Annotated in this window: 22 protein-coding genes and 1 pseudogene; 13 read left to right on the top strand and 10 right to left on the bottom strand. The window is 60.1% G+C overall.

The features are described from left to right. Positions 1 to 69 precede the first annotated feature (69 nt). The 3 genes from NKT35_RS03360 to NKT35_RS03370 are packed head-to-tail and all read left to right on the top strand — an operon-like array spanning position 70 to position 3439. The gene (locus NKT35_RS03360) at positions 70 to 840 is read left to right on the top strand and encodes a hypothetical protein (protein ID WP_254298840.1); all 771 of its coding nucleotides are present in this window, start codon (positions 70 to 72) and stop codon (positions 838 to 840) included. A 51-nt stretch (positions 841 to 891) separates the two neighbouring features. Further along, on the top strand, positions 892 to 2898 hold the full coding sequence (locus tag NKT35_RS03365) for a type VI secretion system Vgr family protein (RefSeq protein WP_254298841.1): 2007 nt from the start codon (positions 892 to 894) through the stop codon (positions 2896 to 2898). 4 nt (positions 2899 to 2902) lie between these two features. Further along, on the top strand, positions 2903 to 3439 hold the full coding sequence (locus NKT35_RS03370; protein WP_254298842.1) for a toxin-antitoxin system YwqK family antitoxin: 537 nt from the start codon (positions 2903 to 2905) through the stop codon (positions 3437 to 3439). A 36-nt stretch (positions 3440 to 3475) separates the two neighbouring features. On the opposite strand, the gene NKT35_RS03375 is transcribed toward NKT35_RS03370, so the two are convergent. Beyond that, a complete protein-coding gene (locus NKT35_RS03375) occupies positions 3476 to 3871 on the bottom strand; it encodes a DUF4280 domain-containing protein (RefSeq protein WP_254298844.1) in 396 nt (131 codons plus the stop codon). 77 nt (positions 3872 to 3948) lie between these two features. Continuing rightward, a complete protein-coding gene (locus NKT35_RS03380; RefSeq protein WP_254298846.1) occupies positions 3949 to 5541 on the bottom strand; it encodes an FAD-binding oxidoreductase in 1593 nt (530 codons plus the stop codon). 322 nt (positions 5542 to 5863) lie between these two features. Between NKT35_RS03380 and NKT35_RS03385 the strand changes: the two genes are divergently transcribed. Further along, positions 5864 to 6427: a hypothetical protein gene (locus tag NKT35_RS03385; protein WP_254298849.1), complete on the top strand. Its 564-nt coding sequence runs from the start codon at positions 5864 to 5866 to the stop codon at positions 6425 to 6427. Positions 6428 to 6570: 143 nt separating this feature from the next. Here NKT35_RS03385 and NKT35_RS03390 read toward each other — a convergent pair whose 3' ends face one another. Continuing rightward, the gene (locus NKT35_RS03390) at positions 6571 to 7482 is read right to left on the bottom strand and encodes a LysR family transcriptional regulator (RefSeq protein ID WP_254298851.1); all 912 of its coding nucleotides are present in this window, start codon (positions 7480 to 7482) and stop codon (positions 6571 to 6573) included. A gap of 112 nt (positions 7483 to 7594) precedes the next feature. Here NKT35_RS03390 and metE point away from each other — a divergent pair, with 112 nt between their 5' ends. The 5 genes from metE to NKT35_RS03415 all read left to right on the top strand — a co-directional run bounded on the left by metE (position 7595) and on the right by NKT35_RS03415 (position 12204). Continuing rightward, on the top strand, positions 7595 to 9886 hold the full coding sequence (metE, locus tag NKT35_RS03395) for a 5-methyltetrahydropteroyltriglutamate--homocysteine S-methyltransferase (protein WP_254298852.1): 2292 nt from the start codon (positions 7595 to 7597) through the stop codon (positions 9884 to 9886). 436 nt (positions 9887 to 10322) lie between these two features. Continuing rightward, complete coding sequence (locus NKT35_RS03400) at positions 10323 to 10781, top strand: MarR family winged helix-turn-helix transcriptional regulator (RefSeq protein WP_254298854.1); 459 nt, start codon at positions 10323 to 10325, stop codon at positions 10779 to 10781. A gap of 38 nt (positions 10782 to 10819) precedes the next feature. Further along, positions 10820 to 11179 carry a VOC family protein gene (locus tag NKT35_RS03405; protein ID WP_254298856.1) on the top strand — a complete coding sequence of 120 codons (360 nt, stop codon included), beginning with the start codon at positions 10820 to 10822 and terminating at the stop codon, positions 11177 to 11179. Between the two features lie 32 nt (positions 11180 to 11211). Next, a complete protein-coding gene (locus NKT35_RS03410; RefSeq protein ID WP_254298858.1) occupies positions 11212 to 11568 on the top strand; it encodes a hypothetical protein in 357 nt (118 codons plus the stop codon). A 141-nt stretch (positions 11569 to 11709) separates the two neighbouring features. Continuing rightward, positions 11710 to 12204: a DUF1398 domain-containing protein gene (locus tag NKT35_RS03415; RefSeq protein ID WP_254298859.1), complete on the top strand. Its 495-nt coding sequence runs from the start codon at positions 11710 to 11712 to the stop codon at positions 12202 to 12204. Positions 12205 to 12390: 186 nt separating this feature from the next. Here the strand turns inward: NKT35_RS03415 and aguA are convergent, their stop codons facing one another. Continuing rightward, positions 12391 to 13500 (bottom strand): agmatine deiminase, encoded by a 1110-nt coding sequence (gene aguA, locus NKT35_RS03420; RefSeq protein ID WP_254298861.1) that lies wholly within the window; start codon positions 13498 to 13500, stop codon positions 12391 to 12393. A 257-nt stretch (positions 13501 to 13757) separates the two neighbouring features. Between aguA and NKT35_RS03425 the strand changes: the two genes are divergently transcribed. Both NKT35_RS03425 and NKT35_RS03430 read left to right on the top strand, forming a co-directional pair. Beyond that, positions 13758 to 14714 (top strand): LysR family transcriptional regulator, encoded by a 957-nt coding sequence (locus NKT35_RS03425; RefSeq protein ID WP_254298863.1) that lies wholly within the window; start codon positions 13758 to 13760, stop codon positions 14712 to 14714. Positions 14715 to 14897: 183 nt separating this feature from the next. Beyond that, a complete protein-coding gene (locus NKT35_RS03430; RefSeq protein WP_254298864.1) occupies positions 14898 to 16604 on the top strand; it encodes an amidase in 1707 nt (568 codons plus the stop codon). A 325-nt stretch (positions 16605 to 16929) separates the two neighbouring features. On the opposite strand, the gene NKT35_RS03435 is transcribed toward NKT35_RS03430, so the two are convergent. Beyond that, on the bottom strand, positions 16930 to 18597 hold the full coding sequence (locus NKT35_RS03435) for an ABC-F family ATP-binding cassette domain-containing protein (RefSeq protein WP_254298866.1): 1668 nt from the start codon (positions 18595 to 18597) through the stop codon (positions 16930 to 16932). On the opposite strand from NKT35_RS03435, the gene NKT35_RS03440 reads away from it, so the two are divergent. Further along, positions 18596 to 18796, top strand: a complete 201-nt coding sequence (locus NKT35_RS03440; protein ID WP_254298868.1) for a hypothetical protein — start codon at positions 18596 to 18598, stop codon at positions 18794 to 18796. The two genes, NKT35_RS03435 and NKT35_RS03440, sit on opposite strands and share 2 nt — an antisense overlap. 464 nt (positions 18797 to 19260) lie before the next feature. On the opposite strand, the gene NKT35_RS03445 is transcribed toward NKT35_RS03440, so the two are convergent. From NKT35_RS03445 to NKT35_RS03455, 3 genes and pseudogenes are all read right to left on the bottom strand, one after another. Further along, positions 19261 to 20562 carry an MFS transporter gene (locus NKT35_RS03445; protein WP_254298870.1) on the bottom strand — a complete coding sequence of 434 codons (1302 nt, stop codon included), beginning with the start codon at positions 20560 to 20562 and terminating at the stop codon, positions 19261 to 19263. A gap of 421 nt (positions 20563 to 20983) precedes the next feature. Continuing rightward, positions 20984 to 21571, bottom strand: a pseudogene (locus NKT35_RS03450) (IS5 family transposase); the annotation flags it as partial. Between the two features lie 4 nt (positions 21572 to 21575). Continuing rightward, on the bottom strand, positions 21576 to 22628 hold the full coding sequence (locus NKT35_RS03455; RefSeq protein WP_254298872.1) for a DEAD/DEAH box helicase: 1053 nt from the start codon (positions 22626 to 22628) through the stop codon (positions 21576 to 21578). A 56-nt stretch (positions 22629 to 22684) separates the two neighbouring features. Between NKT35_RS03455 and NKT35_RS03460 the strand changes: the two genes are divergently transcribed. Then, positions 22685 to 23149, top strand: a complete 465-nt coding sequence (locus NKT35_RS03460) for a hypothetical protein (RefSeq protein WP_254298873.1) — start codon at positions 22685 to 22687, stop codon at positions 23147 to 23149. A 297-nt stretch (positions 23150 to 23446) separates the two neighbouring features. Here NKT35_RS03460 and NKT35_RS03465 read toward each other — a convergent pair whose 3' ends face one another. Next, complete coding sequence (locus NKT35_RS03465) at positions 23447 to 26074, bottom strand: hybrid sensor histidine kinase/response regulator (protein WP_254298875.1); 2628 nt, start codon at positions 26072 to 26074, stop codon at positions 23447 to 23449. After that, complete coding sequence (locus NKT35_RS03470; protein WP_254298878.1) at positions 26071 to 26874, bottom strand: response regulator transcription factor; 804 nt, start codon at positions 26872 to 26874, stop codon at positions 26071 to 26073. The genes NKT35_RS03465 and NKT35_RS03470 overlap by 4 nt, the downstream gene beginning before the upstream one ends. Between the last annotated feature and the right edge of the window lie 74 nt (positions 26875 to 26948).

The following is a 26948-nucleotide window of genomic DNA, read 5'->3' on the forward strand; positions in this document are numbered from 1 at the left end:
TAAAAATATCATCCATTTAAAAAAATCGATCCATCCAAAAAATTTTCACAAAAGGGAGAGCAAACAAAAATGACATTTGCCAACAATGCAATTGGACAAAGCCTGGTTCAACTACGCTTCCAAAAAGCACCTTACCCAGCCTACACAATAGAAAATGGCATAAAGAAACCATTAAACAATTACCACATTACAGGAAGGACAGAAAAAACATATATATACCCACGCATTTCCGATAAAAATGATGAAATAAAATTTCATGAGCCAGAGATAGTAGAATTTCAAAAAAAAATAAACACCATTGACACGCTAATAACCAACAACCCAATTCATAACTATAGAGATATAGTTAAAAATAAAACATGGCTAGAAATATACAAACCAAAAATCAATACTATGGAGACATTCAACTGGGAAACAGGTCTAATAGAGAATAGGAATTATAACGATATTTTTGCCTGTAGAAAATGCGGCACAATTCTTCGGCTGGAACAAATTGAAATAGACCATCAAAGAACAAGAACAGCAGGAATAAAGCATGACATTCCAGAGAAAAACCTCTGGGGAGCTACATTAAAGCTATTTCGATACGCAGGACTAACTGGTGGTGGCGCAACCGGCTTTAAAGCAAAGAGTTTGAACCTCAATGTCGCAATGCTTAATGCACAAAATAAATACACATTAAATCTTGACGGCATTCTCATTTTCTCACTAATTCTAGCCCACCACAATGACCATTCAATTCAAAACATCGCAGAAACAGCCATTCCAAATTTGCGTCCACTGTGTGGAAGTTGCAATAAGAAAAGTGGAGAGCCACATACAAAATTACCTTGGAATTAACCTTGGGCTTTCCCCTTCACCCATAAAATGAACACACCCCACTAAACCACCATGCCCCGCCCCTCCGACAAAACCACCCCGCTCTCGCTCAGCGCCTCGGTGCTGAAAGCGCTCTACCCGGACAGCCTGTCCGGCGAGGAGGCACTGAACGCGCTGGGCAGCTTTATGCTCTCCGGCTTCAGCGACAGCGCGCTGACGCTGGACAAGGCGGTGGCTTCCCACCTGACGCTGAGCCTGCGCCGCGACGAGCAGACGCGTCAGATAGACGGCTTGTGCGCGGCGATACGCCAGCTGCCGGGCGACGCCACCGCCGAGCATTACCAGGTGACGTTGCGGCCCTGGCTGTGGTGGCTGAGCCTGGCTGGCAACAACCGCATCTTCCAGAACCAGAGCGTGCCGGACATCGTCAAGGCGGTGTTCGCTGGCCACGGTTTCAGCGATTATCAGCTGAAGCTGGACGCCAGCTACCCCAAGCGTGAGTACTGCGTGCAGTTTGGCGAGAGCGATCTCAATTTTGTGATGCGCCTGCTGGAAGACGCCGGCATTTTCTGGTTCTTCACCCACGCAGACGGCAAGCACACCCTAGTGCTGGCGGACGGCAACCGCCATTTCCCGGACTGCCCCAACAGCGCCAAGCTTGCCTATCTGCCGCAGGACGTGGGCGGGCGCGAGCTGGAAGCCGTGCGCAGCGCCGGCATCCGCCGCCAGGCGGTGGCTGGCGGCTACCGCGCTGGCGATTACGCATTCACCACCGCCAGCGCCTCGCTGTACGCGCAGGCGCTGGCCAAGTCCGACCAGCCCAATCTCTACCAATACCCGGGCGGCTACGCCAAGAAGGCCGACGGCGACGCGCTGGCCAAGCAGCGCAGCGACGGCCTGCGCGCCGAGGAGGTGGAGCTGGTGGGCGACAGCGACTGCCGCTGGCTGATTCCCGGCCACGCCTTCACCCTGAGCGGCCACCCGGACCCGGCCTGCAATATCGCCTGGGTGGTCACCCGCGTCAGCCACGACGCCGGCCAGCAGCATTACCGCAACCGCTTTACCGCCATCCCCAAGGCCACGCCCTACCGTCCGCCGCGGCTCACCCCCAAACCGGTGATGCACCCGCAGGTGGCCAAAGTGGTGGGCAAGGCCGGCGAGGAGATCTGGACGGATAAATACGGCCGCGTCAAAGTGCAATTCCCCTGGGACCGCGACGGCAAGGACGACGAATCCAGCTCCTGCTGGCTGCGGGTGATGCAGCCGTGGAGCGGCAAGGGCTTTGGCATGCAGTTCATCCCGCGCATCGGCCAGGAGGTGATTGTCAGCTTTATCGACGGCGACCCGGACAAGCCGCTGGTCAGCGGCTGCGTCTACAACGGCGACAACGCGCTGCCCTACGAACTGCCGGCCAAGCAGGCGCAGTCCGGCCTCAAGACCAACTCGACAAAAGGCGGCGGCGGCTTCAACGAACTGCGCTTCGACGACAGCAAAGACAAGGAGGAAGTGTTCTTCCAGGCGCAGAAGGACTACACGGTGAAAGTGCTCAACGACGTGGCCGCCGACGTGGGCCACGATGAAACCCTGGTAGTGAAGAACGAGCGCAAGCGCAGCGTCACCGAGGGCAACGACAGCCTCAGCGTGGACAAGGGCAACCGCACGGTGGAAGTGAAAACCGGCAATGAAACCCTCAAGGTCAAGGGCAAGCGCACGGTCAAGGTGGAAGGCGACCAGAGCCACAGCACCGGCGGCAATCACGAACACAAGGTCAGCGGCAACTACACGCTGACCGTGGACGGCAACCTCACCATCAAGGTCAGCGGCACCCTCACCCTGCAAAGCGGCGGCGCCTTCAGCGCCAAGAGCGACGCCGCGCTAAGCTGCGAAGCCGGCACCAGCCTGAGCAACAAGGCCGGCACCGGGCTGACCAACCAGGCCGGCACCTCGCTCACGAATAAAGCCGGCACCACGCTGACCAACGACGCCGGGGTGTCGTTGACCAACAAGGCCAGCGCCAGCCAGACCCTTGACGGCGGTGGCATGCTCACCCTCAAGGGCGGGCTGATCCAGCAGAACTGATGCCATGGCGGAACCGATAGACATCCAACAAGACCAGCAGCGCTTCGTCGGCCAACTGGCCGACGGCAAGCTGCAAGGCCCGGCGCGCATCGAGCAGGCCGGCGCGCCGCTGGCGCAGTTTCAGTACCAGGATGGCCAATTGCACGGCCCCGCCACCCTGCTGCACCCCGGCGGCCAGCCGGCGGCCCAGCTGCAATACCGCAACGGCCTCTTGCACGGGCCGGCGCAGTATTGGTCACAAGAAGGCGCGCTGCAATGCCGCGCCCACTACCGCGACGGCGCGCTGCACGGCGAAAGCCAGGCGCTGTATCCAAACGGCAAGACGGCAGAACTGAGCTGCTACCAAAACGGGCTGAAGCACGGCGCGCAACAGCGCTTCCACCCCAACGGCGCGCTGGCGGAAAAACAGGAGTTTGCCAAGGGCAAGCCGCTGGGCCCGCCGCAACGCTTCGCCGACGACGGCCGGCCGCTGGACGCGGACGGCAAGCCGCTGCCGCGCTGGAAATGGTGGTGGCTTAGGCTGAGCGGCGCGGCCGGCTGAGCGCGGCGGATTTTCCTGTCCGACCAAATGCGGTTTTTACGGCACCAGCACCGTGAACTGGCCAGGCATGGCGATCTTGATCACCCCGCCCCAGTTGCACATCAGCGTGCTATTGGCGTCCAGCGCCGGCATGCCGCCCAGCAGCACCGTGGGCGCGCCGCCGGGAATCCACGGCGCGGCGGTGGCCGGGATGCAGGGCATGGGCGTCAGCACGCCCAGCGCGGCGGCGGTAGCCGCCGCCACCATGGGATTGGCCGGGCTGCTGCACATGCCGAACGGCAGGACATTGAGCAGCGGCGCATGATCCATGATGGTGGCAGCCGGCCTGCCGCCGGCCATTACCCGCGCGGTGGGCAGCACCGACAAGCTGGACGGCGCCACGCCAAAGCTGCATTGCAGCATCGCCCCCATGCATACCTGTGGACAGCCCATCGCCTCCTCCTATTGTTTTGCCGCATCCGCGTCCGCCAGGCAGACATCCAGGCCCGGCCAGACCGGGCATCGCATGACTACTTCACCGGAATCGATTGCGCGTGGCGGAAGTAGTTTTGCGGGTCCCACTGCTGCTTCACTTGCACCAGGTTGCGCGGCGCGCGGCGGTAGTTTTCCTGGAAATACAGCTCCATCGCCTCATCGATCTTGCCGTTTTCATGGGTGCCCAAGTCGCAATCCGGGTAGTTGTAATAGCAGCCGTCCACCACGCCGTCCCTGTCCTGTTGCGGATTGGGCGTGCCGCCGTATTCGGCGTACACCGACTGGTAGAAACCGTTGATCCACTCCAGATGCGCCTGGGCCTGCTCGCCGCTGGATCCGCCATGACGCTGTCCCGGCAGCGAGTTGTTGTTCCAGTAGGTTTGGTACTGCAGCTTCATGATAGAGCTGCGCTGCGGCACCGGGGTGGCGGCGCTGCTGCATTCGTTGATCACGCCGCCGTAGCTGTCCACCTGCAGCAGGCTTTGCTTCAAGGCGTCGGCATCCAAGCCTTCCGGCTGGTGGTGCAGCCAGGTGTAAATCTGCTGCTTCTGGCATGACGGAAATGCTTTGTTCATATAGGCGGATTTGTATTTGCCGAACTGGTTGGGGCCGGAGCCGTTTACCGTTTGCAGCGCTTCCAGATAGGTCAAATGCTGCGGATTGAGGTGGCTGTGCGTGGTGTGCATCCAACCCGGGTGGCCGCCCATGGGCTGCGGCGCGACGGCGGCGGGCGCAATGGCCGCAAAGCGCTTTTGCAGCGCATGCACCCGCGCGTCCACCTGCTGGCAATGCTGCTGGAAGCTGACGCCTGGCAAAGAGGCGCATTGCACCAGCAAGCCGATCTGCCCGTTGGAAACATGATTGAGCTTCAACAGGCTGAAGTCGGCTTTAGGCATGCCTGCGCAGATTTCTGCATACAAATCCAACAAATCGCCAAAGACTTGTTGGTTGATATTCTTCCAGTCCCAGGCAAATGACCATTGCGTGGCATAGTCCGGCGCTTCTGGCAGCTTGGCGAAATAATAACGCACGATCACGCCGAAATTGCCGCAGCCGGCGCCGCGCAAGGCCCAAAACAAATCGCGCTCCTCTTGGCAGCTGCTTTGCTCGGAAACATGGCGCAGTTTGGCCTGACCCAGCGCCGCGTCCCAGGTGACGATATCGACGGCGCTAAGGTGATCCACCGTCAGGCCATGCAAGCGGGACAGCAGGCCATAGCCGCCGCCGGTGATGTGGCCGCCCGCCCCCACCGAATAGCAGGAGCCCGCCGGCAGGGTTTTGCCGTAGCCATTGAGCAGGGCGCGGTACACGCTCCAGTTTTCGCAGCCGGCATCGACAAAAAACGCGTTGCGCTCCGCGTCGAAGCCCGCTTGATTGAGCGCGGACATGTCGATGATGGCGCGGGTGCTGTCGTTGTAGACGAAGTTTTCGTAACAGTGGCGGCCGGAAGCGATTTTCACGTCGTGGCCGAACTCGCTGAGCGCCGAGGCCACATACTCCTCCACTTGCTCGTAGCGCGACGGCACGTAAACGGCCTTCAGATTGGGCGCGAACCAGCGCCGGTCAAAGCCTTGCTTGTCGCTCAAGATCAACGGCAGATCCCCGCCGCGCGTGGGGGCTTGCTTCATGGCGCCACTCCTTTGCATTTTAAAATTCATCACCGTGATTGTGTCGATGCCCTAAGAACGGGCTCACCCAACGGTCTGCTGAATAAAGGACATCGCCATTTATTTATATAAATAAAATATTAAAATACAAATAAGTATGCATTTACACTTATGCCGCGATTCGCACACTGCTGGCGGAAGCCGCCATCAGCCACGGCATCGGGGTCCCGCCTCAAGAAGAAAAAGCCGCCAGGCATCCCAGGGCGGCTTTTCATCCGGCGCATTTGATACGGCATGATGGAGCTCAAGCGCACGGCAAAATCGGCCGCGCCGTCTCTTCCCCATGCTTGAAGAACTGGATAGAATCCAGATATTCCATAGGCATTCAAACCTGAATACGCCTTCTCACAGCAATCTGTTTTCCATCAGGCCATATTTTCACTCGCCATATAGCCATAGCTGGATAAATAGCGGAGATGCGATGGGCAGAAAAGATCCGGCACTACCTGAGTGGCAGCTATTTCGCTGGCTGTTCATCATTTCGGCAGTATGGAACTTCGCCGGGGCTATCCCCGGCTTATTCGATAGCGCCGGCATGTTCGCCCAAGAGTTTGGACGCGGCTTGACGGATCCGGTGCTGATCGCGGTCTATCGAGGCGCGTGGGGCACGGCCTTCCTGTATGGCTTCGGCTTCCTGATGGCCGCATACAACCCGATACGCCACACCGGCATCGTGCTGATGGGCGGCATAGGCAAGGCGCTGTTTGCGCTGAATCTTCTATACATGCTGCTCAATGGATGGACATCGAGCTTCGCCATACTGGTGGTCCTTGGCGACGCGCTCTTTGTGGCGGCTTTTGTCGCCTACTTCCTCAGGCTGAAGAAGCTTGGCGAGGCCATCCTTTGACGACATCCATCCAGCGGCCGACATCGCCGCCAGCGCGGGCAATACAGGATCACCTCGCTGCATGACAGGCCCAGGGCATTGGTAATGCGGCAGCACCTTGTCCTGCCCATCGCTCAACGGCAAGAGCTGGCGTTTGAAGTCGCTTATAGCGTGCTCTGCTTAGGCGCTTTATGCGTGCGCGCCAATTCAACAAAGGCGCTGATGTAATCGATATCGGCATCCGTTTCGCGAATGCCGAGGAAAATCTGCTTGTCTATGCCTTGCGGACCCAGCCGCACGGCGGCGACGTCGAGCTTGGCGGCATACTCTTCCACCAGCCAGCGCGGCAAAGCGGCCACGCCGCGGCCGCTGGCCACCATCTGCAGCATGATGTCGGTGGTTTCGATCGGCTTGTGCCGCTTGGGGCGGATGCCGGCCGGAATCAGGAACTGACTGTAGACATCCAGCCGCTCCAGCGCCACCGGATAGGTGATCAGCGTCTCCTCCGCCAGATGTTCCGGCTCGGCGTGCGGCCGGTCGCGCAGCGGATGGCCGGGGCCGACCACCAGCACCTGCTCGTAGTCGAACACCGGTTCAAAACGCAGGCCGGGCCGATACAAGGGATCGGGCGTCACCAGCATGTCTATCTCGTAGCCGAACAGCGCGCCGATGCCGCCGAACTGGAATTTCTGCTTCACATCCACATCCACCAGCGGCCAGGCCGCCAGATAGGGCGACACGATTTTCAGCAGCCACTGGTAGCAGGGGTGGCACTCCATGCCTATGCGCAGCGCCCCGCTCTCGCCGCGGGCAAACTGCTTCAGGCGCTCCTCGACATGGGTCAGCTGCGGCAACAGCCGGTTGGCGGCGGCCAGCAGGTATTCGCCGGCCTGGGTCGGCTGCAGGCTGCGGCCCTCGCGCCGCCAGATCGCCACGCCCAGCTGGTCTTCCAGCTTGCGCATGGTGTGGCTGAGGGCGGACTGGGTCAGGTGCAATTGTTCTGCGGCGGCGGTCAGCGAGCCGTGCTGGTCCACCGCGCGGACGATGGACAAATGGGTGCGTTCAAGAATAGCCATGGCGCATCTTTCATGAAATTTATTTATCGATCAATGAAACAATACCATTTTTCTTCATGCAAAAGCCGCTCTACGATGACCCTACATTTGGTTATTAAGCAAAGGAGAAATCATGGCTTTTACGCATAACCTGGGTTTTCCCCGCATCGGCGCCAAGCGCGAACTGAAGTTCGCCCTGGAATCCTACTGGAAAGGCCAGACCTCGCTGGCCGAGTTGAAGTCGGTCGGCGCCGAGCTGCGCCGCCGCCACTGGCATGACCAGGCCGCGCTGGACCTGGCGCCGGTGGGCGAATTCTCCTTCTACGACCAGGTGCTGGACATCAGCTTCACGCTGGGCAACCTGCCGCAGCGCGTGCGCGATTTCCACGGCGACGCGCTGGACAACTACTTCCGGGTGGCGCGCGGCCGCTCGGCCCAATCCGCCGAAGACCACGCGCACTGCTGCGGCGGCGTGGCGGCCGGCGAAATGACCAAGTGGTTCGACACCAACTACCACTACATCGTGCCGGAATTCAGCGCCGCCACCGCTTTCAAGCTGGATGCCTCGCGTCTGCTGGAACAGCTGGCGGAAGCCAAGGCGCAAGGCGTCAAGGCCAAGCCGGTGATCATCGGCCCGGTCACCTACCTGGCGCTGGGCAAGGCCAAGGACGGCTCCGACAAGCTGGCGCTGCTGCCGCGGCTGCTGCCGGTGTACGCCGAACTGCTGGCCAAGCTGGCCGAGCACGGCGCCGAGTGGGTGCAGGTGGACGAGCCTATCCTGGTGACCGAGCTGGACGCCGGCTGGCGCCAGGCTTTCGTCGACGCCTACCAGGTCCTGGCCGGCGGCAAGGCCAAGCTGCTGCTGGCGAGCTACTTCGGCCAGCTGCAGGGCAATCTGCCGCTGCTCGCCTCGCTGCCGGTGCAAGGCGTGCATGTCGACGCCGTCAACGCCCGCCATGAAGCGGAAGAACTGGCCAAGCAGCTGCCGGCCGACCGCGTGCTGTCCGTCGGCGCCATCAACGGCCGCAATATCTGGAAAACTGATCTGAGCGCCGCGCTGGAATGGCTGGAGCCGCTGGCCCGCGCGCTGGGCGACCGGCTGTGGCTGGCGCCGTCGTGCTCGCTGCTGCACGTGCCGGTGGACCTGGACAGCGAGCAGAAGCTGGATGGCGAAATCCAGTCGTGGCTGGCCTTCGCCAAGCAAAAACTGGAAGAGCTGCGCGTGCTGGCCGCGGCCCTGAACCAGGGACGCGATGCCGTGGCGGCGGAACTGGCCGCCAACCGCGCCGCCATCGAGGCGCGCCGCCTGTCGCCGCGTGTCCACAACCCAGCGGTGAAGGCCGCCGTCGCCAACATTGATGCAGATCTGGGCCGCCGCCAGAACGGCTATGCCCAACGCGCCGTCAAGCAAGCCGCGCGGCTCCATTTGCCGAAATTCCCGACCACCACCATCGGCTCCTTCCCGCAAACGGCGGAAATCCGCCAGGCGCGCAGCCGCTTCAAGGCCGGCGAGATCGACGAGGCAGCTTACACCGCGGCGATGCGCGCCGAGATCGAACACAGTGTGCGCGAGCAGGAAGCCCTGGGCCTGGACGTGCTGGTGCACGGCGAAGCCGAGCGCAACGATATGGTGGAGTACTTCGGCGAGCAACTGGACGGCTACGCCTTCAGCCAGTTCGGCTGGGTGCAGTCCTACGGCTCGCGCTGCGTGAAGCCGCCCATCCTGTTCGGCGACATCAGCCGCCCCAAGGCGATGACGGTGCAGTGGATCACTTATGCGCAATCGCTGACCGCCAAGCCGATGAAGGGCATGCTGACCGGCCCGGTGACCATCCTGAACTGGTCCTTCGTCCGCGACGACCAGCCGCGTTCGGTATCGTGCCAGCAACTGGCGCTAGCCATCCGCGCCGAAGTGCTGGATCTGGAAAAGGCCGGCGTCAAGGTGATCCAGATCGACGAGGCCGCGCTGCGCGAAGGCCTGCCGCTGCGCAAGGCGCAATGGCAGGAGTACCTGGGCTGGGCGGTGGAATCGTTCCGCATCACCGCCAACGGCGTCGGCGATGAAACCCAGATCCACACTCATATGTGCTACTCGGAGTTCAACGACATCATCGCCTCCATCGCCGCCATGGACGCCGACGTGATCACCATCGAGACCTCGCGTTCCGACATGGAGCTGCTCGACGTATTCGACCACTTCAGCTACCCGAACGAGATCGGCCCCGGCGTCTACGACATCCATTCGCCTAACATCCCGAGCGAAGAGCACATCATCCAGCTGATGAAAAAAGCCGCCGAGCGGATTCCGTCGGAACGGCTGTGGGTGAACCCGGACTGCGGCCTGAAGACCCGGCAGTGGAACGAAGTGATCCCGGCGCTGACCCATATGGTCGCGGCGGCCAAGACGCTGCGCCAGCAGGCTTAAAACCGCATCGCCCGGTGAGACGCCTCACCGGGCATTTTTTCGCCTAGCATTCACCGCTTGAAAGAAGGCTCAGGCCGAACCGCTCCCCCCATATCGCACAAGCTCCAGCCTGCGCGCCCCACTCATCAAAGCCGGAAACATAAGCTGACCAAGAGCTGGCGGCACAAAACCACTCTGCACAAGCCCTTTGAGCGGCTGCCTCGCTCTAGAACCCACCGCGCAAGCGACCCGAGCATCAAGGCATCATCCCGCCCTGCCCCAAGCCCAAAGCGCTTGCCTCAGCGCATCGGAAACAACGTCCGCACGCCTCCAGCGGCCTACGCTGTATTCAACGCTTAGATAAGCGAATACCTGACGGAAGCGCGAGCCAAATTCATCGCTTGACAAAGGTTTCCATGGAAACCACCATGCAATTAAAGTTTCCAGGGAAACAAAAATGAACTCCAATCAAATCAGCCATCTTCAAGCTCACCTCGGCTACTGGATGCGGATGGTCTCCAACCGCGTTTCAGAAGAATTTCAGCGCGGGGTCGAAGCCAGTGGCGTGTCGGTGTCGGAATGGGTGGCGCTACGCGTCCTGTATGACCAGAGCAACACCACTCATGGCTCGCTGACGCAAACGCTCGGCATGACAAAGGGAGCCATCTCGAAAATCGTCTCGCGCCTTGAAGATAAGCAATTAATCGAACGCAGCGTGGACGACGGCGACGCGCGGCTTGTCGTACTGGCGCTGACGCCTGCCGGACGGGCGCTCGTGCCTCGTCTCGCGCAAATTGCGGATGAAAACGATCAACGCTTCTTTGGGCATCTGTCTGAAGCGCAGCAAGCCCAGTTGCGCGAGTTGCTCGAGAGCATCGTCCGTCAACAGCAGCTCACGGAAATACCAGTTCGCTGAAACACTGATTGCACCCTTCCCACAGCAAGGAGAAAACCATGATCGACCATATCGGCTTGCGTACCCATCAAATGGACCGCATGCGCGCCTTCTATGCCGCGGTGCTGGCTGAACTGGGCTACGCCTTATCGGCGGACTACGGTGAATCCATCGCGTTCGGCGAAAAAATGACTTTGTGGATATCGGCATCGGATGCCGCGCCATCCAGCACGCATCTGGCTTTCCAAGCGCCGTCGCGCGACGCGGTTGAGCGCTTTCATGCCGCGGCGCTGAAGCTAGGCGCCGGCGACCATGGCGCCCCCGGATTGCGCCCGCACTACCATGAGCACTACTACGCGGCGTTCGTCATAGACCCCGACGGCAACAATATCGAGGCTGTCTGTCACGACGCGTGCTAGCTGGCCGCGGAATTCACATCAGGAGATTGGCGATGGGCTCGAAAGCGATTCTTATCGGCGGTGTACTGCCGGCTGTTCTGCTCGGAACGGCGACGGTGCTGATGAAACTGAGCATGCGCGCCGGCTCTAGCATCATGGGCTACCTGGCCGTGGTCGGACTGACTGTTTGCGTGATTGGACTATTCGGCATGAGCTTCCTGAATCAGGATGCGGGAACGCTGAAATCGGCGGGCTTTGCCGTCGCGATGGGCGCAGCCTGGTCAATTGCCATCGCCACAATGGCCTATGGCATTTCGCGGCTCAACATCCCGGTTTCCATTATCGCGCCACTGACGAACTCAAACGCATTGATCGCCTTGATGCTGTCTAGTGTGATCTTCCGCGAATGACAAAACCTAAGCATGCCCAAAGTCCTAAGCGGCAGCTTACTCATTGTCTTGGGGGCGACAATCGTCTCCACTGCCCAATCCTCGTAGATCGCCTTGCGCGAATAGCGTTTGCCATCAACCACCCCCCAAGAGGCAACTGAAATGAACTCGAATGCCAACATCTCCATTCCCGCGGCAGCAGCCCGTGTCGCCGAGCAAGTGGCGGCGGATGTGCAAGCTGGGAGAATCGACTTCCCCAGTGGGCTTAAAGCCTTGGCCAGCGCCGGCTTCGTCGGATACGCCGTCGATTTTCGGACAGCGACGAAGACTTTCTTTCACAAATCCGGAGGCTATCAGGTGGAGTCTTTCATGGAGGAATTCATCGCGGCCGGCGGCGATAAGCATCGTTTCAAGATACGCAGCACCTTTGACGTGGAAAAAATCCGGGCGCTGCTGGAATGGGCGAAATCCGGCGACCCCGAATACACCTATGCCAAATTCGCCGCGCTGGCGACACAAGAGGGAGGGTGCGCCTTCTACAACATCTCCTTTACCGCAGGCAGCAATCACTCAATCGGTTTGGACAACGAAACCCACACCGAACATTTCCCCGCAGGGACTGCGGAATTACTGCGCAGCCTGATCGCGCAAGCGTAACCGACGCCCATTGCGATTGCGTCGGATAGCGTGGCGCCCCCTGCTCAATAGGGCGCCACTCATCCATCCTTCATGCGCGGATCCACCGTCCCACTTCACATGGCGTATTCGCTGCCATGCCAAACGGCGGTTCGGCTCATGCCCGGCAAAAACGGCGGGAATTCACCCGCCGTGCGCGATAACGCCTCAGCCAGCCTTGCCCGCCGGAATCTGCTGGGTGATGCAGTGGATATTGCCGCCGCCAAGCAGTACCTCGCGCGCCGGAACGCCGACAATTCGGTACTCGGGGAAGATCTCCTGCAAGCGGCTGGCGGCCGCGGCATCGGTGCGCTCATCCAGCAGCGGGAAGATAATCTGTCCGTTGCTGATCAGGAAATTGACATAGGAAGCGGCCATGCGCTCGCCAACCTCGCGCGGCACTGCCTGTCCGCTCGCCACCACGCCAGCCGTTTCATCCTGCTCATAGAACAAGGGGCCCGGGGCCAGCATCTTGTGGATCTTGAGCTGGCGGCCCTTGGCGTCGCGCGCTTTGGACAGCACTTCGTAGGCGGCCTGCGAGCGCGGATACTGCGGATCCTGCTCATCGTCGACCCAGTGCAGCACCACCTCGCCCGGGCGGGCAAAGCAGCACATATTGTCGATGTGGCCGTCGGTTTCATCCATGAACACGCCTTCCGGCAGCCAGATGAAGTGGCTCACGTCCAGATATTCGGACAGCAAGGCCTCAATCTGGGCTTGGGACAAATCCGGATTGCGATTGGGATTGAGCAGACATTCTGCGGTGGTGAGCAGCGTGCCTTCGCCATCGACATGGATAGAGCCGCCTTCCAGCACCAGCGGGGCTACATAGCGGTCAAAACCATGGTGGGCCAACACCTGGCGCGCAACTTCGCTATCCTGGTCCCAAGGATGGTACAGCCCGCCATTTAAGCCGCCCCAGGCATTGAACTGCCAGTCCACGCCGCGCACATTGCCGGTCTTGTCGATGACCACGGTCGGGCCGCTGTCGCGCATCCAGCAGTCATCGCTATTCATTTCCACCAGCGTCACTTCGGATGGCATCACCGCGCGGGCCTCGGCCATGCAGGCTGGCGGCACCGCCATGAAGACCGGGGTGGCCGCGGCAATGGCCTTGGCGATGGCGGCGAAGGTTTGTTGCGCTTCGCGGCCGGCATGGCGCCAGTTATCCGGGCGCTGCGGCCAGATCATCCATACCGCCTGATGCTCAGCCCACTCGGCCGGCATGTGAAAACCGTCGGCGGCAGGTAGACTATTATTGTGCGTTGTATTGTTCATGTTGATCACCTTCGACTTGATAAATGCATCAGAAGTATTCAATAGATCGTGCATTTGCGGATGACAGACTCGGCACGTCTCCCGATCTGCCCGATATGGAGGCTAGAGCAATGCACATTCGCCGGGCGGATCAGCCTGCTCGAACGGCAGATTTTCTCTGCAATGAGCGACGAAGTGATTGACAGACGCAGTCTAGGGAGAGCCAAACTATTCAGCAAATGAACAATACTAATACTTTCATAAATACGGTGCATGGCGTGAAACTGCATCAACTGGATCTGAACCTGCTGTTGGCGCTGGATGCCTTGGTCAGTCTGCGCAGCGTCACGCGCGCGGCAGAGAAACTGTTTGTCAGCCAGCCGGCGATGAGCCACTCGCTCAATCGCCTGCGGACATTCTTCGACGACCCGCTGCTGGTGCGCTCGCCGCATGGCATGCTGCCGACACAAAAAGCGCTCTATCTGCAACAGGGCGTCCATCAGGCGCTCAGCCTGCTGCAAAGCCATTTCAGCCAGCCGGAGGCCTTTGACCCGGCCACATCGACGCGCCGCTTCACCCTGTGCACCACCGATTATGTAGAGTGCGTGCTGATTCCGCCGCTGGTGAAAAAACTGGCGGAGGCCGCGCCTAACGTTCATATCGACATCTCCATCCTGCGGGAAGACATTCCGGAACTGGCGCTGGCCGACGGTGAAATCGACTTCCTGCTGGGTTTTGACGAATACATGTCCATCCCCAACTATCTGTGCCGGGAAACCTGGCTGAACGAGCCGCTGATCGGCATCTTGCGCCATGACCACCCTCTCCAGAGCGATAGGCTGACACTATCGGATCTGATTGCCTTGCCGCATGTCTTCCACGCGCCGCTGGGCAATCTGAGGTCGCCTATGGATGACTTTCTTGCCGAGCGTGGCTTGCAGCGCAAGATTTCGGTGCGCAGCCAAAGCTATATGGCCGCGGCCGCCATCGTCAGCAACACCGATCATTTGTTTATCCTGCCCAAGAAAGTCGCGGCGATGATAGCGGGCTACTGGCCGTTGAAGATGGTTGCGTTGCCGGAAGAGTTGCCAGGCTATCATCTTAACTGTATCTGGCACCCAGTACAGGATAGTAATCCTGCGCTGCACTGGCTGCGCGATTTGATGCGCAAGCTCATCGAATCCGATGAGGCGGCGCACGGCATGATGCTGCCCCGGTATTCGCCGCATGAATAAGTGCATCAAAATGAATCATTTTCCCGCATAACGCTATCTCTTGTAGATTAGCCGCCCTATTGCAGAACAGCCCATGCGTGCGCCGGCTTCCGCGCGGCGCCTGAACGCGCTGACCCGCCTGCGCATGCAGGAAACGGCCACCGCGATGGGAGTGAAATCCGTCTTCTTAGTGGAGGTAGTAGCATGATCGAGGTGACCGAACTATCCATTGCCGAGCTGCGCGCAGCGCTCGAATCCGGGCGTTCGACAGCGGTTGAACTGGTCAAGGCCTATCTGGCGCGGATAGAGGCCTACGATGGCCCCGCGACGGAGACCAGGCTCAATGCGGTGGTGGTGCGTAATCCGGATGCGATCCAGGAAGCCGAGGCATCCGATGCCCGCCGCGCCCGCGGCGAAACGCTGAGCCCGCTGGACGGCATCCCCTATACCGCCAAGGACAGCTATCTGGTGAAGGGGCTGACCGCCGCTTCCGGCAGCCCGGCGTTCAAGGATCTGGTTGCCCAACACGATGCCTTCACCATCGCGCGCCTGCGCGCAGCCGGCGCCATCTGCCTGGGCAAGACCAATATGCCGCCCATGGCCAATGGCGGCATGCAGCGCGGCTGCTACGGCCGCGCCGAAAGCCCCTACAACGCCGACTACCTGACCGCGCCGTTCGCCTCCGGCTCCTCCAATGGCGCCGGCACCGCAACGGCCGCCAGCTTCGCCGCCTTCGGCATGGCGGAAGAAACCTGGTCGAGCGGCCGCGGCCCGGCTTCCAACAATGGCCTGTGCGCCTATACGCCGTCGCGCGGGGTGATCTCGGTACGCGGCAACTGGCCGCTGACGCCGACCATGGACGTGGTCGTGCCGTACGCCCGCACCATGGCAGACTTGCTCGAAGTGCTCGACGTCATCGTCGCAGACGACCCGATCAGCCGCGGCGACCTATGGCGCCTGCAGCCCTGGGTGGAGATTCCCAAAGCCTCGGCGGTTCGGCCGGATTCCTATTCCGGCCTGCTGGCTCAGCCCGACATGCTCAAAGGCAAGCGCTTTGGCATACCGCGCATGTACATCAACAAGGACGAACTGGCCGGCACCAGCGAGACGCCCGGCATCGGCGGCCCGACCGGACAGCGCATCCATACCCGCGCTTCAGTGATCGATCTGTGGGAAGCCGCCCGCCAGGCGCTGGAAGCCGCCGGAGCAGAAGTCATCGAAGTGGATTTTCCGCTGGTTTCCAACTGTGAAGGCGACCGCCCCGGCGCGCCCACCGTATTCAATCGCGGCATCGTCTCGCCTGAGTTCCTCAATGACGAGCTGTGGGAGCTGTCCGGCTGGGCCTTCGATGAGTTCCTGCGCGCCAACGGCGACCCCAAGCTCAACAAACTGGCTGACGTGGATGGCCCGAAGATCTTCCCGCACGATCCGGGCACCCTGCCAAACCGCGAAGGAGATCTGGCCGCCGGCATGGACGAATACGTCAACATGGCCAAGCGTGGCCTCAAGTCCTATGAGCAGATTGCAAGCGTGCCGGATGGCCTGCGTGGCCTGGAAAAGACCCGCAAACTGGATCTGGAAGACTGGATGGATCAGCTAAAACTGGACGCGGTGCTGTTCCCCACCGTGGCCGACGTCGGCCCGGCTGACGCAGACATCAATCCGCGCTCAGCCGACATCGCCTGGAGCAACGGCATCTGGGTAGCCAATGGCAATCTCGCCATCCGCCATCTTGGCGTCCCGACCGTTACCGTACCAATGGGGGTGATGGCGGATATCGGCATGCCGGTGGGGCTGACTTTTGCGGGGCGCGCCTATGATGACAACACGCTGCTGCGCTTCGCCGGCGCATTTGAAGCCACCGGCAACAAGCGCATGATCCCGCCGCGCACGCCGCCGCTAGGTCAATGAGCGCCAGCCAGGGTTGACCAGAACTGCTATTCAACCAGTAGCAGTGGAGTGGAAGCTTCATTGGTTTCTTTGCGGGGGAATACCACTCTACTCTGGCCGAACCTTCATCCATAGCCAGTGGCGCTGGACGACGGCTTCACTTGAATAAGCACACAATAGAAACGACAAACCCGCCGTTAGGCGGGTTTGCATGGATAGTGATGCGCAGTTCAGCGTTATATGCACGGACCCTGCGCCAACGCTTACGAACTATCTCGCGTAAGGCCAGCTAGCTGTCCAGTCCCGGGGGATTGGCCGCAAGGCGGCAGCGCGCAGACGGGCCGGCTTAACGCTTGCCGGCCGCCTCTTCTCGCCGGCGCTTGGCCTCTTCCAGCAGGTAGACCTGGTAATCGTCCAGATCGCCCGCGAAATCGCTGACCCCGCCGCGCGACACCATCCAGAATTCGTCGCACACCGCGCGCAGCAACGCCCGGTCGTGGCTGACCAGCATCACCGAGCCTTCGAACTCGTTCAGCGCCACGCTCAGCGCCTCGCGGGTGGCGAGGTCCAGATGGTTGGTAGGCTCATCCAGCAGCAGCAGATTGGGCCGCTGCCACACGATCATGCACAGCACCAGCCGCGCCTTCTCGCCGCCGCTCATGCTGCCGACCGGCTGCTTCACCATGTCGCCGCTGAAGTTGAAGGTGCCGAGGAAATTGCGCAGCCCCTGCTCGCGGCAATCGTTGGCCGGCGGCCGCATCGCCGCCGGGGTGTCGCGCGCCAGACGAAACATGTGCTGCAGCGGATCGTCCTCCGGCCGCAGCACGTCCAGCTCCTGCTGCGAGAAGTAGCCGATATTGAGCCCCTTGCCGCGAATGATCTCGCCGCCGACCGCCTGCAGCGCCTCGGCCACGGTTTTCACCAGCGTCGACTTGCCCTGGCCGTTGGCGCCGAGAATGCCGATGCGCTGCCCAGCCAGCACGGTGCGGTTCACATTGCGCACGATCACCGTCGGCGGCGTGCCTTCCGGCGCGCCCTCCGGCGCCGGATAGCCGAACACCGCGCCGGTCATCGACAGCATCGAGTTCGGCAGGCTCTGCGGCTCTTTGAATTCGAACTGGAACTCGGCATCGGCCAGCACCGGCGCGATCTTCTCCATCCGCTCCAGCGCCTTGACACGGCTCTGAGCCTGCTTCGCCTTGCTGGCCTTGGCCTTGAAGCGGTCGATGAACTTCTGCAGGTGCGCCATCTTTTCCTGCTGCTTGGCCTGCGCCGCCTGCTGCAGGACCAGCTGTTCGGCGCGCATGTCCTCGAACTTGCTGTAATTTCCGCCGTAGCGCACCAGCTTGGCATTGTCGACGTGCAGCGTCACGTTGGTGACCGCATCGAGGAATTCGCGGTCATGGCTGATCACCACCATGGTGCCGGCGTACTGCTTCAACCACGCTTCCAGCCATACCAGCGCGTCCAGATCCAGGTGGTTGGTCGGCTCGTCCAGCAGCAGCAGGTCGGACGGACACATCAGCGCGCGCGCCAGTTGCAGCCGCATGCGCCAGCCGCCGGAAAAGCTGTTCACCGGCTGCTGCAGCTCGGCGACGCTGAAACCCAAGCCGAGAATCAGCGCCTGCGCCCGCGCCGGCGCGTCGTGGGCGCCGGCATCGTTGAGCGCGGTATAGGCGTGCGCCATGCGCATGTAGTCTTCGCCGGCCTCGGCCTCGGCCACCTCCCGCTGCGCCGCGAGCAGGGTGGTATCGCCTTCGACCACAAACTCGGTCGCCGTCTGCGCCGTTTCCGGCATGTCCTGCGCCACCTGCGACATGCGCCATTGCGACGGAATCGACACATCGCCGCCGTCTTCGTGCAGCGAGCCGTTCAGCACAGCGAACAGCGAGGATTTGCCGGCGCCGTTGCGGCCGACCAGGCCGACTTTCTCACCGGGATTGAGCGTCACCGATGCGTTGTCGAGCAGGACTTTGGTGCCGCGGCGCAAGGCCACGTTTTTCAGAATGATCATGGGAAGCGCCGTGCGGCGGCAGAAAAAAGGTTACGCCGCGACCGGCGACAAGGCGGGAAGACGACAGAAAAACGGCCAACATTGGCCGCATCATGGCAATGGTGCGGCAGCGGTGCGCCGCCGCATGCCGCAAAGCAATAAAAACGGCACGGCGCAGATGGTAACACGCCCCTGCGGCTCCAAAGTGGAAGAAAGCTGACCTTCAACAGAGAAATCGCCGGTATGTGAATCTGGGCAGACGTTCAGAACAAATGGGATAACAGACCGCCTTGGCCGACCTCCTGTCCGACCACAACAGTTGCATCGATGCAATGACGGGATTGGCAGGAAGCAACACATGCCAATGGCAAGCATGCGTAAGTTGAAAACAGACCGTTACGGTAAACATCATCTTGTGACGCTGAAGCAGATTTCGTTCAGATAAATCGAACGGTACTGCAAGGACACGCTGGGAAAAACCTGAGCCAATGGCATTGGCGGGGAGAATTGTTCAATCAGCTTGAATACAATGAGAGAAAGCACAGTAGCGTCGGAACGATAACCCTGCGAATTTCGCAACATTATGGTTCCGATCACAGCTCTGATCCACGCAGCTGTCGGCACATGATTAGTCACACCCTTTCAGGTGTGCCCAAGCCTCCAAATTGAATCGCCCCCGCTTTACTAGATACTTAGATGGGGATCATCGATCACAAAAACATGCTCGTGAGCCTCATCCGCTTCATGCTTAGCCAAGTGCGGGTGGCCGGCCGGCAAATCATCATGACTGTGCGCCAACTGATCCGGATCGTGATAGGCCCAGATCCTCATGCTGATCAACGCCGCCACGCCGGCCAGCCCACCCAAGATGATGAAGGTTGCCAGCAAACCCGCCTTGGCACCCAACCAACCGGCCAATGGGTAGGTGATCAGCCAGCAAGTGTGTGAAAGCGCGAACTGGGCGGCAAATAGCGCCGGCCTATCCTCTGCATGCGCCGAACGACGCAGCAGTCGGCCAGACGGTGTTTGCACCAGGCAGTATCCCAGCCCCAGAACGAACCACAGCGGCAGCAGCAAGGTGTAACTATCCAGCCAAGCACCTAGCAGCAGGCCGACTACCAGTATCGCGGCACCGGCCAGCATTGCGCTTCGATCCGGAATACCCTGCAACAACCGAGGCAGCGCCAGCGCTGCCGTCATCGAGCCGGCGCCAAAAGCGGCTAATGCCCAGGCCGTGGCATGTTGCGTCAGACCAAAGTGGGCCTGGACCAGCACCACTGTGTTGACGATGACCATCGCGCTAGCTGCGGCCACAGCCAGGTTCAGCGCCAACAAGCCCCGCAACCGAGGTGTCGCCAGGTAGATGCGAATCCCACGCGTGGTGCGGTCATAGATACCGCGGCGGATCGCCGGTGCCGCTTTGGGCAAGGTCACGGAGACCACCAAGGCCGCCGAACCGAGAAACCCCACCACGGTGCCGGCGAACAGGCTGTGGTAGCTGATCACCGATAGCAGAGCCGCCGCCAGCATCGGGCTGGCTACGCTTTCCAGATCGTAGGCGAGGCGGGACAACGACAGTGCCCGGGTGTAGTCCTCTTCGTCTGGCAGCACATCGGGAATGGTCGCCTGGAAAGTCGGCGTGAACGCGGCCGATGCCGACTGCAGAACAAAGATCAGCGCATAGACCTGCCACACTTGCGTGACGAATGGTAGCGCCAGCGCCACGGCGGCCCGCACCAGGTCCAGCGCCACCAGCATGCTCCGCCGCGGCCAGCGACTGGCGAATGCGGTGGCGATCGGCGCCACGCCAATGTAGGCGATCATTTTGATCGCCAGTGCGGTGCCAAGCACCTCGCCGGCCTTGCCACCTGCCAGCTCATAGGCCAGCAGGCCCAGCGCCACCGTTGCCAGACCGGTGCCGACCAAAGCCACCACCTGGGCCAGGAACAAATGCCGGTACGTCCGATTGGTTAAAACATTCAGCATGCATCACCTGTTCGATCAGGACGATCACCGGCCTGACAACCGTCTAAGAAGGCATCTGGGAGGGAGGACATCGTTGCGTGGCTCTGCCATTCGCAAGCCGCCACATAATACTACCACCCAGTATATGAGGCCACTTTTTCCTGATCACCTGCCTAGGTGGTGTTATTAGAATGCTCAGAGGCTTTGTTACATAACCCCGCACAAGAATGAGGGGCCCCGGATTTAGCCCATAGCCGCCACCTGTCGGTCAAAGATGTGACCGGAACCGGCGCTGTTGCACAAATCCAGAACAGGGTGAGTTTCCCCTTTCCCCAAACGGATTTACGCCACCGGCACCGTGCACGGTCGGCCCAGCATGCTGAAGCGGTTCAAGATGGCAGCACGCACTTGAAGCTCTGCCACTTGACCATCGAAACGCCGGGCCATCTCCGCTCACACAGGCTATCGGCTCGTCGGCCGGAATTTGGGTCAATAGCGAAGGCAACATTTGTGCATCGCTCTGGCGGTTGTCGGTTACCTCGATCGCGCGGATTTGCAAGGTTTCCGCATCGATGCCCAGATGCACCTTGCGCCATTGCCGGCGATATTCCGCGCCATGTTTCTTGGTTTTCCATTCACCTTCGCCCAGCATCTTGATGCCTGTGCTATCCACCAGCAGATGCAGCGCGCCAGAGCTTTTCTGGTAGGGAATCTTGACCTGTAGTGTCTGCTGCCGCCTGGATAGCGTGCTGTAATCTGGGACGCCCCAGTCCAGGCCCGCCAACTTGATCAGGCTTTGGATTAAGCCGATGGTCTGCCGCAACGCCAGTCCAAACAGGTTCTTAATGGTCAGGCAGAATTGAATAGCGGCATCGCTATAGGTCTGCGTCCGTCCGCGCTTGCCCTGAGGAGTTGCCCGCCATGACATGCTTGTGTCCAGCCAGACGGACAGGGAGCCGCGTTGGATCAGGGCTTGGTTGTAGGCTTTCCAGTTGGTGGTGCGGTAACGTTTCGGAGCGGGTTTGGTCATGCCACTACCCCATCGCTCGGTATCCGACTTGCCGCTTTTCCCACATCCGCACGAGGGCTGGGTGCCCTATATCGATAAAATCAATAATGCGTACGTCCGTCTTTTCAGCATGCTCCCGGTGAAGCCGCCCAGCATATTGCTGTAGTGTTCCCTTCCAAGAAACGGGCATGGCCAATACCAATGTATCGAGCGGAGGATGGTCAAAGCCTTCACCAACTAGCTTGCCTGTGGCCAGCAGAACACGAGGGGAGTCCGGCGGCAAGCCGTTCAATTCTGCGACCATTGCCGTGCGCTGTTTACGCGACATCCTCCCGTGCAGCACAAACAACGAAGCAATGAGTGGCTGCAGCATTGACTGAAGCATATCCAGATGTTCCGTCCGCTCGGTCAATACCAGGATTTTCCTCCCCAGCCTGAAGGCCTCAGTCACTTCATTAACAATCATCTGCGTTCGCATACCATCTGCTGACAAATGGCGGAACACATCCTGAATACCCGCATCACCCGGCACGTCAATAACGTGAGACAGAGACCGGGGATATACTTCAAGCAGATGGGGCGCAGTAGCCGGTCGCTCCGCGGTGTAGCGTATTGGGCCACACTGCATGAAAATTATCGGTTGTTGGCCATCTCGCCTTATCGGCGTGGCCGTCAGCCCAAGCACATATTTCGCCCTGGCCCGCTTCAAGAGCAAATCGAAAGAAACTGCGCCAACGTGATGGCACTCGTCAACAATCACCTGTCCATAGTTCTCGATAAGTGAACTGATTTCCCCTTTGCGGGACAGCGACTGCATCACCGCAATATCGATTTTGCCGGTCGGCTTGTTTTTACCGCCCCCAATGCAGCCAACCAATCCTTTGCCAGCCCCCAAGAAAACTTGTAATCGTTCCTGCCATTGCTTGAGCAACTCGGTCCGATGCACCAATATCAGCGTATTGACTCCTCGCCGGGCTATCATCGCGGCCGCTGTGACCGTTTTCCCAAATGCTGTCGGCGCACACAATACGCCAACATCGTGATGCAACATCGCCGCAATGGCTGCTTCTTGGTCCAAGCGCAAGGTGCCGCCAAAATTGACACGAATGGGCTCCCCCTGATGGCGGCATCGGCTTGGACAAACTGTTCGCCGGCGAGGTCCAGAACTGGGCAATGCCGCATCAGCCCTTGCAACTGAACATTGCGCTGTCCGAATCGCCTCGTGCTGGCATCCAGTCGCGCGAGCTGGATTGGGAAGAAATCCGCGCCAGTTTGCGTTTGATGCTTGAGCTTCCCACGCCCCTTTCCATCAACGAAGCGGGTAAACGTGTGGGAATCGGCCGCAAACACCTGTACCTGCGGGCGAATGCCGAGGCCCGTGCGATTGCAGACCGCCATCGCCGCTACCGCGCGGCCTCCAAACAACAACACGTTGACGAACTACGGGCCAAGATTGAGATGTTGCTCGACGAGCGACTGGAGGCGGGATATGAAGGAATCAGCGCGCGCGACATCTGGGCGCGGCTGGACACGGAAGCGCAATCCGTCAACGGCATCTTCCACCACATCAATCTGGTCATCTCAAGCCGCTACGGCTGACCGCGCGCGCAGCCAGAAAACCAAAACGGGACCTTCAGGTCCCGTTTTTCATGTCTGGAATCTTTGCCGCCAAGTAGATAATGCACTGGTTTGCAAGGAAAAATCGATTATTGTACTACGCCGTTTCCCGTAAACCATAATGTGTCCAAACGGGAAATAAAGCATATCTTGGCCACCTGGCCACTTTATGCTTAACGGCACAACAACGATGTGACCGGAACCATATCTTGGCCACCCTTGGGAACCATAAGCTGGCCAAAGGCACAAAAGCAGTGCTATGCGTTGATCGGGTTGCCGCTATTCTTCACAAAGCATATGCAAGGCGGCCAACTCCCCCCGCCTAACTAACTGTCGCACCTGCTCGACGAAATCCTCGTAACGCGCATCTCCCTGAACAATACATTCAGCCCAGTCCAACAAATCGGTCATCGCGCCCAAACGGATCAGCCCGCGCGCCTCCTCCAACTGCCTTGCATCCGGCTTATGAGCATTACCAGGTATGGATGGCACATCAACAGACGACTGCCCCACCAATTTCAGCAATCTGACCAGGGTATGGCGCAGCTCGGCCAGATTGATCGGCTTGAGCAGGCCGGCATCGAAACCCTGCGGTCCAATCGCTTGCGGCAGGGCGGAAATCGCCACCACCGGCACACCGGGCAGCAGGCGGCGGGCAGCGGCCAAGACCTCCAGCCCGCTTGCGCCGGGCATCATATGGTCGGTCAGTATCAAGTCGGGCGCGGGGACTCGCTCCTGCATTTTCCCGATCAGCTCCAGTCCGTTTCCCCAGGCTTCCACAGCAAAATTTTGGCCAAGCAGCTCGTCGGACAGCAGCCCGCGGATCTCGGGCGTGTCTTCTGCAAGCCAGATCGTTTTGCCCACTCCGTCTATCTGCGGCAGTACGCCCAGCGCGTCCGGTTGGTAATAGCTGCTCATGTTCTCTTCGGGCAAAGCCCGCGCAAACAGCGTGATATGGATGGAGGTGCCGACGCCCGGCACACTGTCCATGCTCAACGCACCGTCCATAAGCTCCACCCATTGCTTGACGATGGACAGACCAAGACCGATGCCGGGTTGCGAACGAGTCTGGCTTAGGCGCTGAAAAGGCTCAAAAATGCGCTGCTGGTCTTCCGCGGCAATACCGCAGCCCGAATCGCGCACCGTAAACGACAGCTTTCCAGCTTTATTCGAATCCAAGCAGTAATCGACCGAGAGGACAATCAGACCGGACTGGGTGAATTTATTGGCGTTATCCAGCAAATTGCCCAATAGCTGACGCAGGCGCTTTCCATCCAGCTCCAATACAGCGGGCAGCGCCTCGCTCACCTCCAACTGGAAACAGTTGCCGCTTTGCATCGTGAGATTCTCGTTCTCCTGTGCAATCGCCTTAAGCAGCGCATGGATGTAAACCGGCTCCTTGCGCACCGCATTGGGTGAGCCACCCGCTGCGTAGTCGATCAGGTCGTTGATCATTTGCAGCATGTGGGTGGCGCTGCGGCGGATGATGCCGCCGCGCTCGGCCTCGCTGTGGCCGCCGGCCTGGATCAGATCGGCATAGCCGATGATGGACGTCAACGGCGTGCGTAGATCATGGCTGACCCGGGCCAGGAAGTCCGATTTGGCGCGGTTGGCCTCGTCGGCCACGATCAAGGCGCCCTGTAATTCCCGCGTGCGCTCTTCCACAGCATTTTGCAGCCGTTCATGCTCCTGCAAGCGGGCATCCTGCAAAGCGTCTTGAGCCAGTTGCTTTTCCAGCCTCAATTGTCGTTGGCGTCGGACGTTGACGACCAGCAGCAACAAGATGATGGACAGATTACCCCATACGATTTCCGCGCCACCGACCAGGGATTCGGAAAGCAATCCCAAACCGACCGCCATCTTCAAGACACCACGGCTGCTATACAGGCAAAAGGCCAGAAAAAACAGCCTGGCTTCGCGTGAACCTTGCCGCCAGCGATGCAGACAGCTGCCGAAAATCAGAATCAGACAGGGCATCAGCACCCAGGTCAAACCGTAAGCAAACAGACCATAGTCTGCAAAGGCCATTCCCGCGGTGCAAACTGCCACGCCCAACAGGGATGCTCGATATAGCCAGCGCCAAAACGCAATACCGCCTGCTTCGATAAAGTTCATCATCAGCGCGAGGAACAGCATCACCGTGACACCAGGCAACACGCCGGTAATGCGCAGCGCGGCGTCCCCGCCGCTTTGCATCAGGTAGTAATAGTGGTAGCCCTGGAAAGAAAGATCGTAGACAAGATCGCTGAACGCCATGCCTGCCAGCAACAGGGAGATCCGGTCCCGCCGCGCGATCCCCATTGCCAGCGTGTAGAGGCCGATCGTGAGCATGGAGCCTACCAGCAGCATTTCCATGGCCAGCTGCACATCCTGATTGGCGCGGTGAGCGGTTGGTGTCCATAACTCCGGCGAGATGCTGATGATTGAGCGGCTGCGGACGCGCAGCACAAAACGAATGCTCTCGCCGGGAGCCAAAGTAATAGGGAAAATCGACAGCAAGGCCGGAACGGGATGCAAGGCCAGCGGCATGCCGAGTCCGGCTTGAAGGGTTTCCATCGGCCACACCGCGCTCAGCCCCAGCCGGTAAAAGCGGATGTCCTCCAAGCGGCAGGAGCCGACGGACAACCAGCGAGTCGCCGGCTGGCTGCCGCTATTGTAAAGCCGGCCTTGCAGCCAGTAAGTATCGGCGGAAAAGCCGGCAGTCAGCCGTTTGAGCGTGGCGGTCTGCCAGTCTGGATTCGCTAGCGCCTGTTGCAGCGTCAGGCTCTTTCCTGGCTCGCGCATGATGTCGAGCTGACCATACAGCGGGACATGTTCGGGCGCAACGGCCAAGTCGACAGGCTGTGCCGCCCTGGCCTGGCCGCAGCAGATCAACAGCAGCCAGAGCAGCCAGCCGCGCCAACTCATGCGCCGACATCCCCGCCGCGGCGCAGGCTGGTAGGCGGGCAGCCAAACCGGTCTTTGAAAGCGGTGGAAAAATTCGACTGGTTGCCATAGCCGGTGGCCTGCGCGATTGCTTGCACCGGCAGATCGGACTCCACCAACAGACGCCGCGCCTCCTTCATTCTGGCCTCGCGCAGGAAATCGAACACCGTCATGCCCGCGCAGCGGCGAAAGGCCTGGTTTAGGCGCCGGGTATTGGTGCCCACCGTCTGAGCTAACCCGGCCAAGTCCGGCGTAGCGTCCAGCGCTGCCAACAGCAGCTTGCGAGCAGAACGGTACAGCACCCCGTCCAAGCCGCCAGCCTTGGGTTCTTCGCTTTTCTCTGCGGCTTCGGTCAATGGTGGTCCGGGTGGTTGGCTCATGCGCAGATGGATGCACAACCGGATGCGGACTTCCTCGAAATCAAAAGGCTTGGTGATGTAGTCCACCGCGCCGGCAGCCAAGCCCTCCACCCGCTCCTTGGGCAGCGCGGATGCGGTGAGAAACAGCAGCGGGATGGCGGCGGTCTGCGGGTTGGCTTTCAGCAGCCGGCAAGCGGTCAAACCATCACATTGCGGCATGGAGATGTCCATCAGGATCACATCCGGCCGCACCGCTTGCGCCTTGTGATAGCCGTCCCGGCCATCCTCGGCAAGATAGAGACGACAACCATGCCGGGATAGAAAGTCCATCAGCAACATGCGGTCTTGGGCATTGTCGTCGACGATCAAGACTCGTAAGCCGCGCAGCACGCCATCAAGAGATGAAGATGCAGATGGGTTCATGCTTCGCATTATCGCACAAAAAAATCGAATGGCATGTTTTTCAGGCTTTGCTGCGTCAACCATCTCTTTCTGAG

It is taken from the genome of Chromobacterium sp. IIBBL 290-4 (assembly GCF_024207115.1).
In the GTDB taxonomy this organism is placed as follows: domain Bacteria; phylum Pseudomonadota; class Gammaproteobacteria; order Burkholderiales; family Chromobacteriaceae; genus Chromobacterium.

Coding starts and splice junctions, on each gene's coding strand:
- NKT35_RS03360 (WP_254298840.1), top strand. CDS start 70: ATGACATTTGCCAACAATGCAATTGGACAAAGCCTGGTTCAACTACGC.
- NKT35_RS03365 (WP_254298841.1), top strand. CDS start 892: ATGCCCCGCCCCTCCGACAAAACCACCCCGCTCTCGCTCAGCGCCTCG.
- NKT35_RS03370 (WP_254298842.1), top strand. CDS start 2,903: ATGGCGGAACCGATAGACATCCAACAAGACCAGCAGCGCTTCGTCGGC.
- NKT35_RS03375 (WP_254298844.1), bottom strand. CDS start 3,871: ATGGGCTGTCCACAGGTATGCATGGGGGCGATGCTGCAATGCAGCTTT.
- NKT35_RS03380 (WP_254298846.1), bottom strand. CDS start 5,541: ATGAAGCAAGCCCCCACGCGCGGCGGGGATCTGCCGTTGATCTTGAGC.
- NKT35_RS03385 (WP_254298849.1), top strand. CDS start 5,864: ATGCTTGAAGAACTGGATAGAATCCAGATATTCCATAGGCATTCAAAC.
- NKT35_RS03390 (WP_254298851.1), bottom strand. CDS start 7,482: ATGGCTATTCTTGAACGCACCCATTTGTCCATCGTCCGCGCGGTGGAC.
- metE (WP_254298852.1), top strand. CDS start 7,595: ATGGCTTTTACGCATAACCTGGGTTTTCCCCGCATCGGCGCCAAGCGC.
- NKT35_RS03400 (WP_254298854.1), top strand. CDS start 10,323: ATGAACTCCAATCAAATCAGCCATCTTCAAGCTCACCTCGGCTACTGG.
- NKT35_RS03405 (WP_254298856.1), top strand. CDS start 10,820: ATGATCGACCATATCGGCTTGCGTACCCATCAAATGGACCGCATGCGC.
- NKT35_RS03410 (WP_254298858.1), top strand. CDS start 11,212: ATGGGCTCGAAAGCGATTCTTATCGGCGGTGTACTGCCGGCTGTTCTG.
- NKT35_RS03415 (WP_254298859.1), top strand. CDS start 11,710: ATGAACTCGAATGCCAACATCTCCATTCCCGCGGCAGCAGCCCGTGTC.
- aguA (WP_254298861.1), bottom strand. CDS start 13,500: ATGAACAATACAACGCACAATAATAGTCTACCTGCCGCCGACGGTTTT.
- NKT35_RS03430 (WP_254298864.1), top strand. CDS start 14,898: ATGATCGAGGTGACCGAACTATCCATTGCCGAGCTGCGCGCAGCGCTC.
- NKT35_RS03440 (WP_254298868.1), top strand. CDS start 18,596: ATGGGAAGCGCCGTGCGGCGGCAGAAAAAAGGTTACGCCGCGACCGGC.
- NKT35_RS03435 (WP_254298866.1), bottom strand. CDS start 18,597: ATGATCATTCTGAAAAACGTGGCCTTGCGCCGCGGCACCAAAGTCCTG.
- NKT35_RS03445 (WP_254298870.1), bottom strand. CDS start 20,562: ATGCTGAATGTTTTAACCAATCGGACGTACCGGCATTTGTTCCTGGCC.
- NKT35_RS03465 (WP_254298875.1), bottom strand. CDS start 26,074: ATGAGTTGGCGCGGCTGGCTGCTCTGGCTGCTGTTGATCTGCTGCGGC.
- NKT35_RS03470 (WP_254298878.1), bottom strand. CDS start 26,874: ATGAACCCATCTGCATCTTCATCTCTTGATGGCGTGCTGCGCGGCTTA.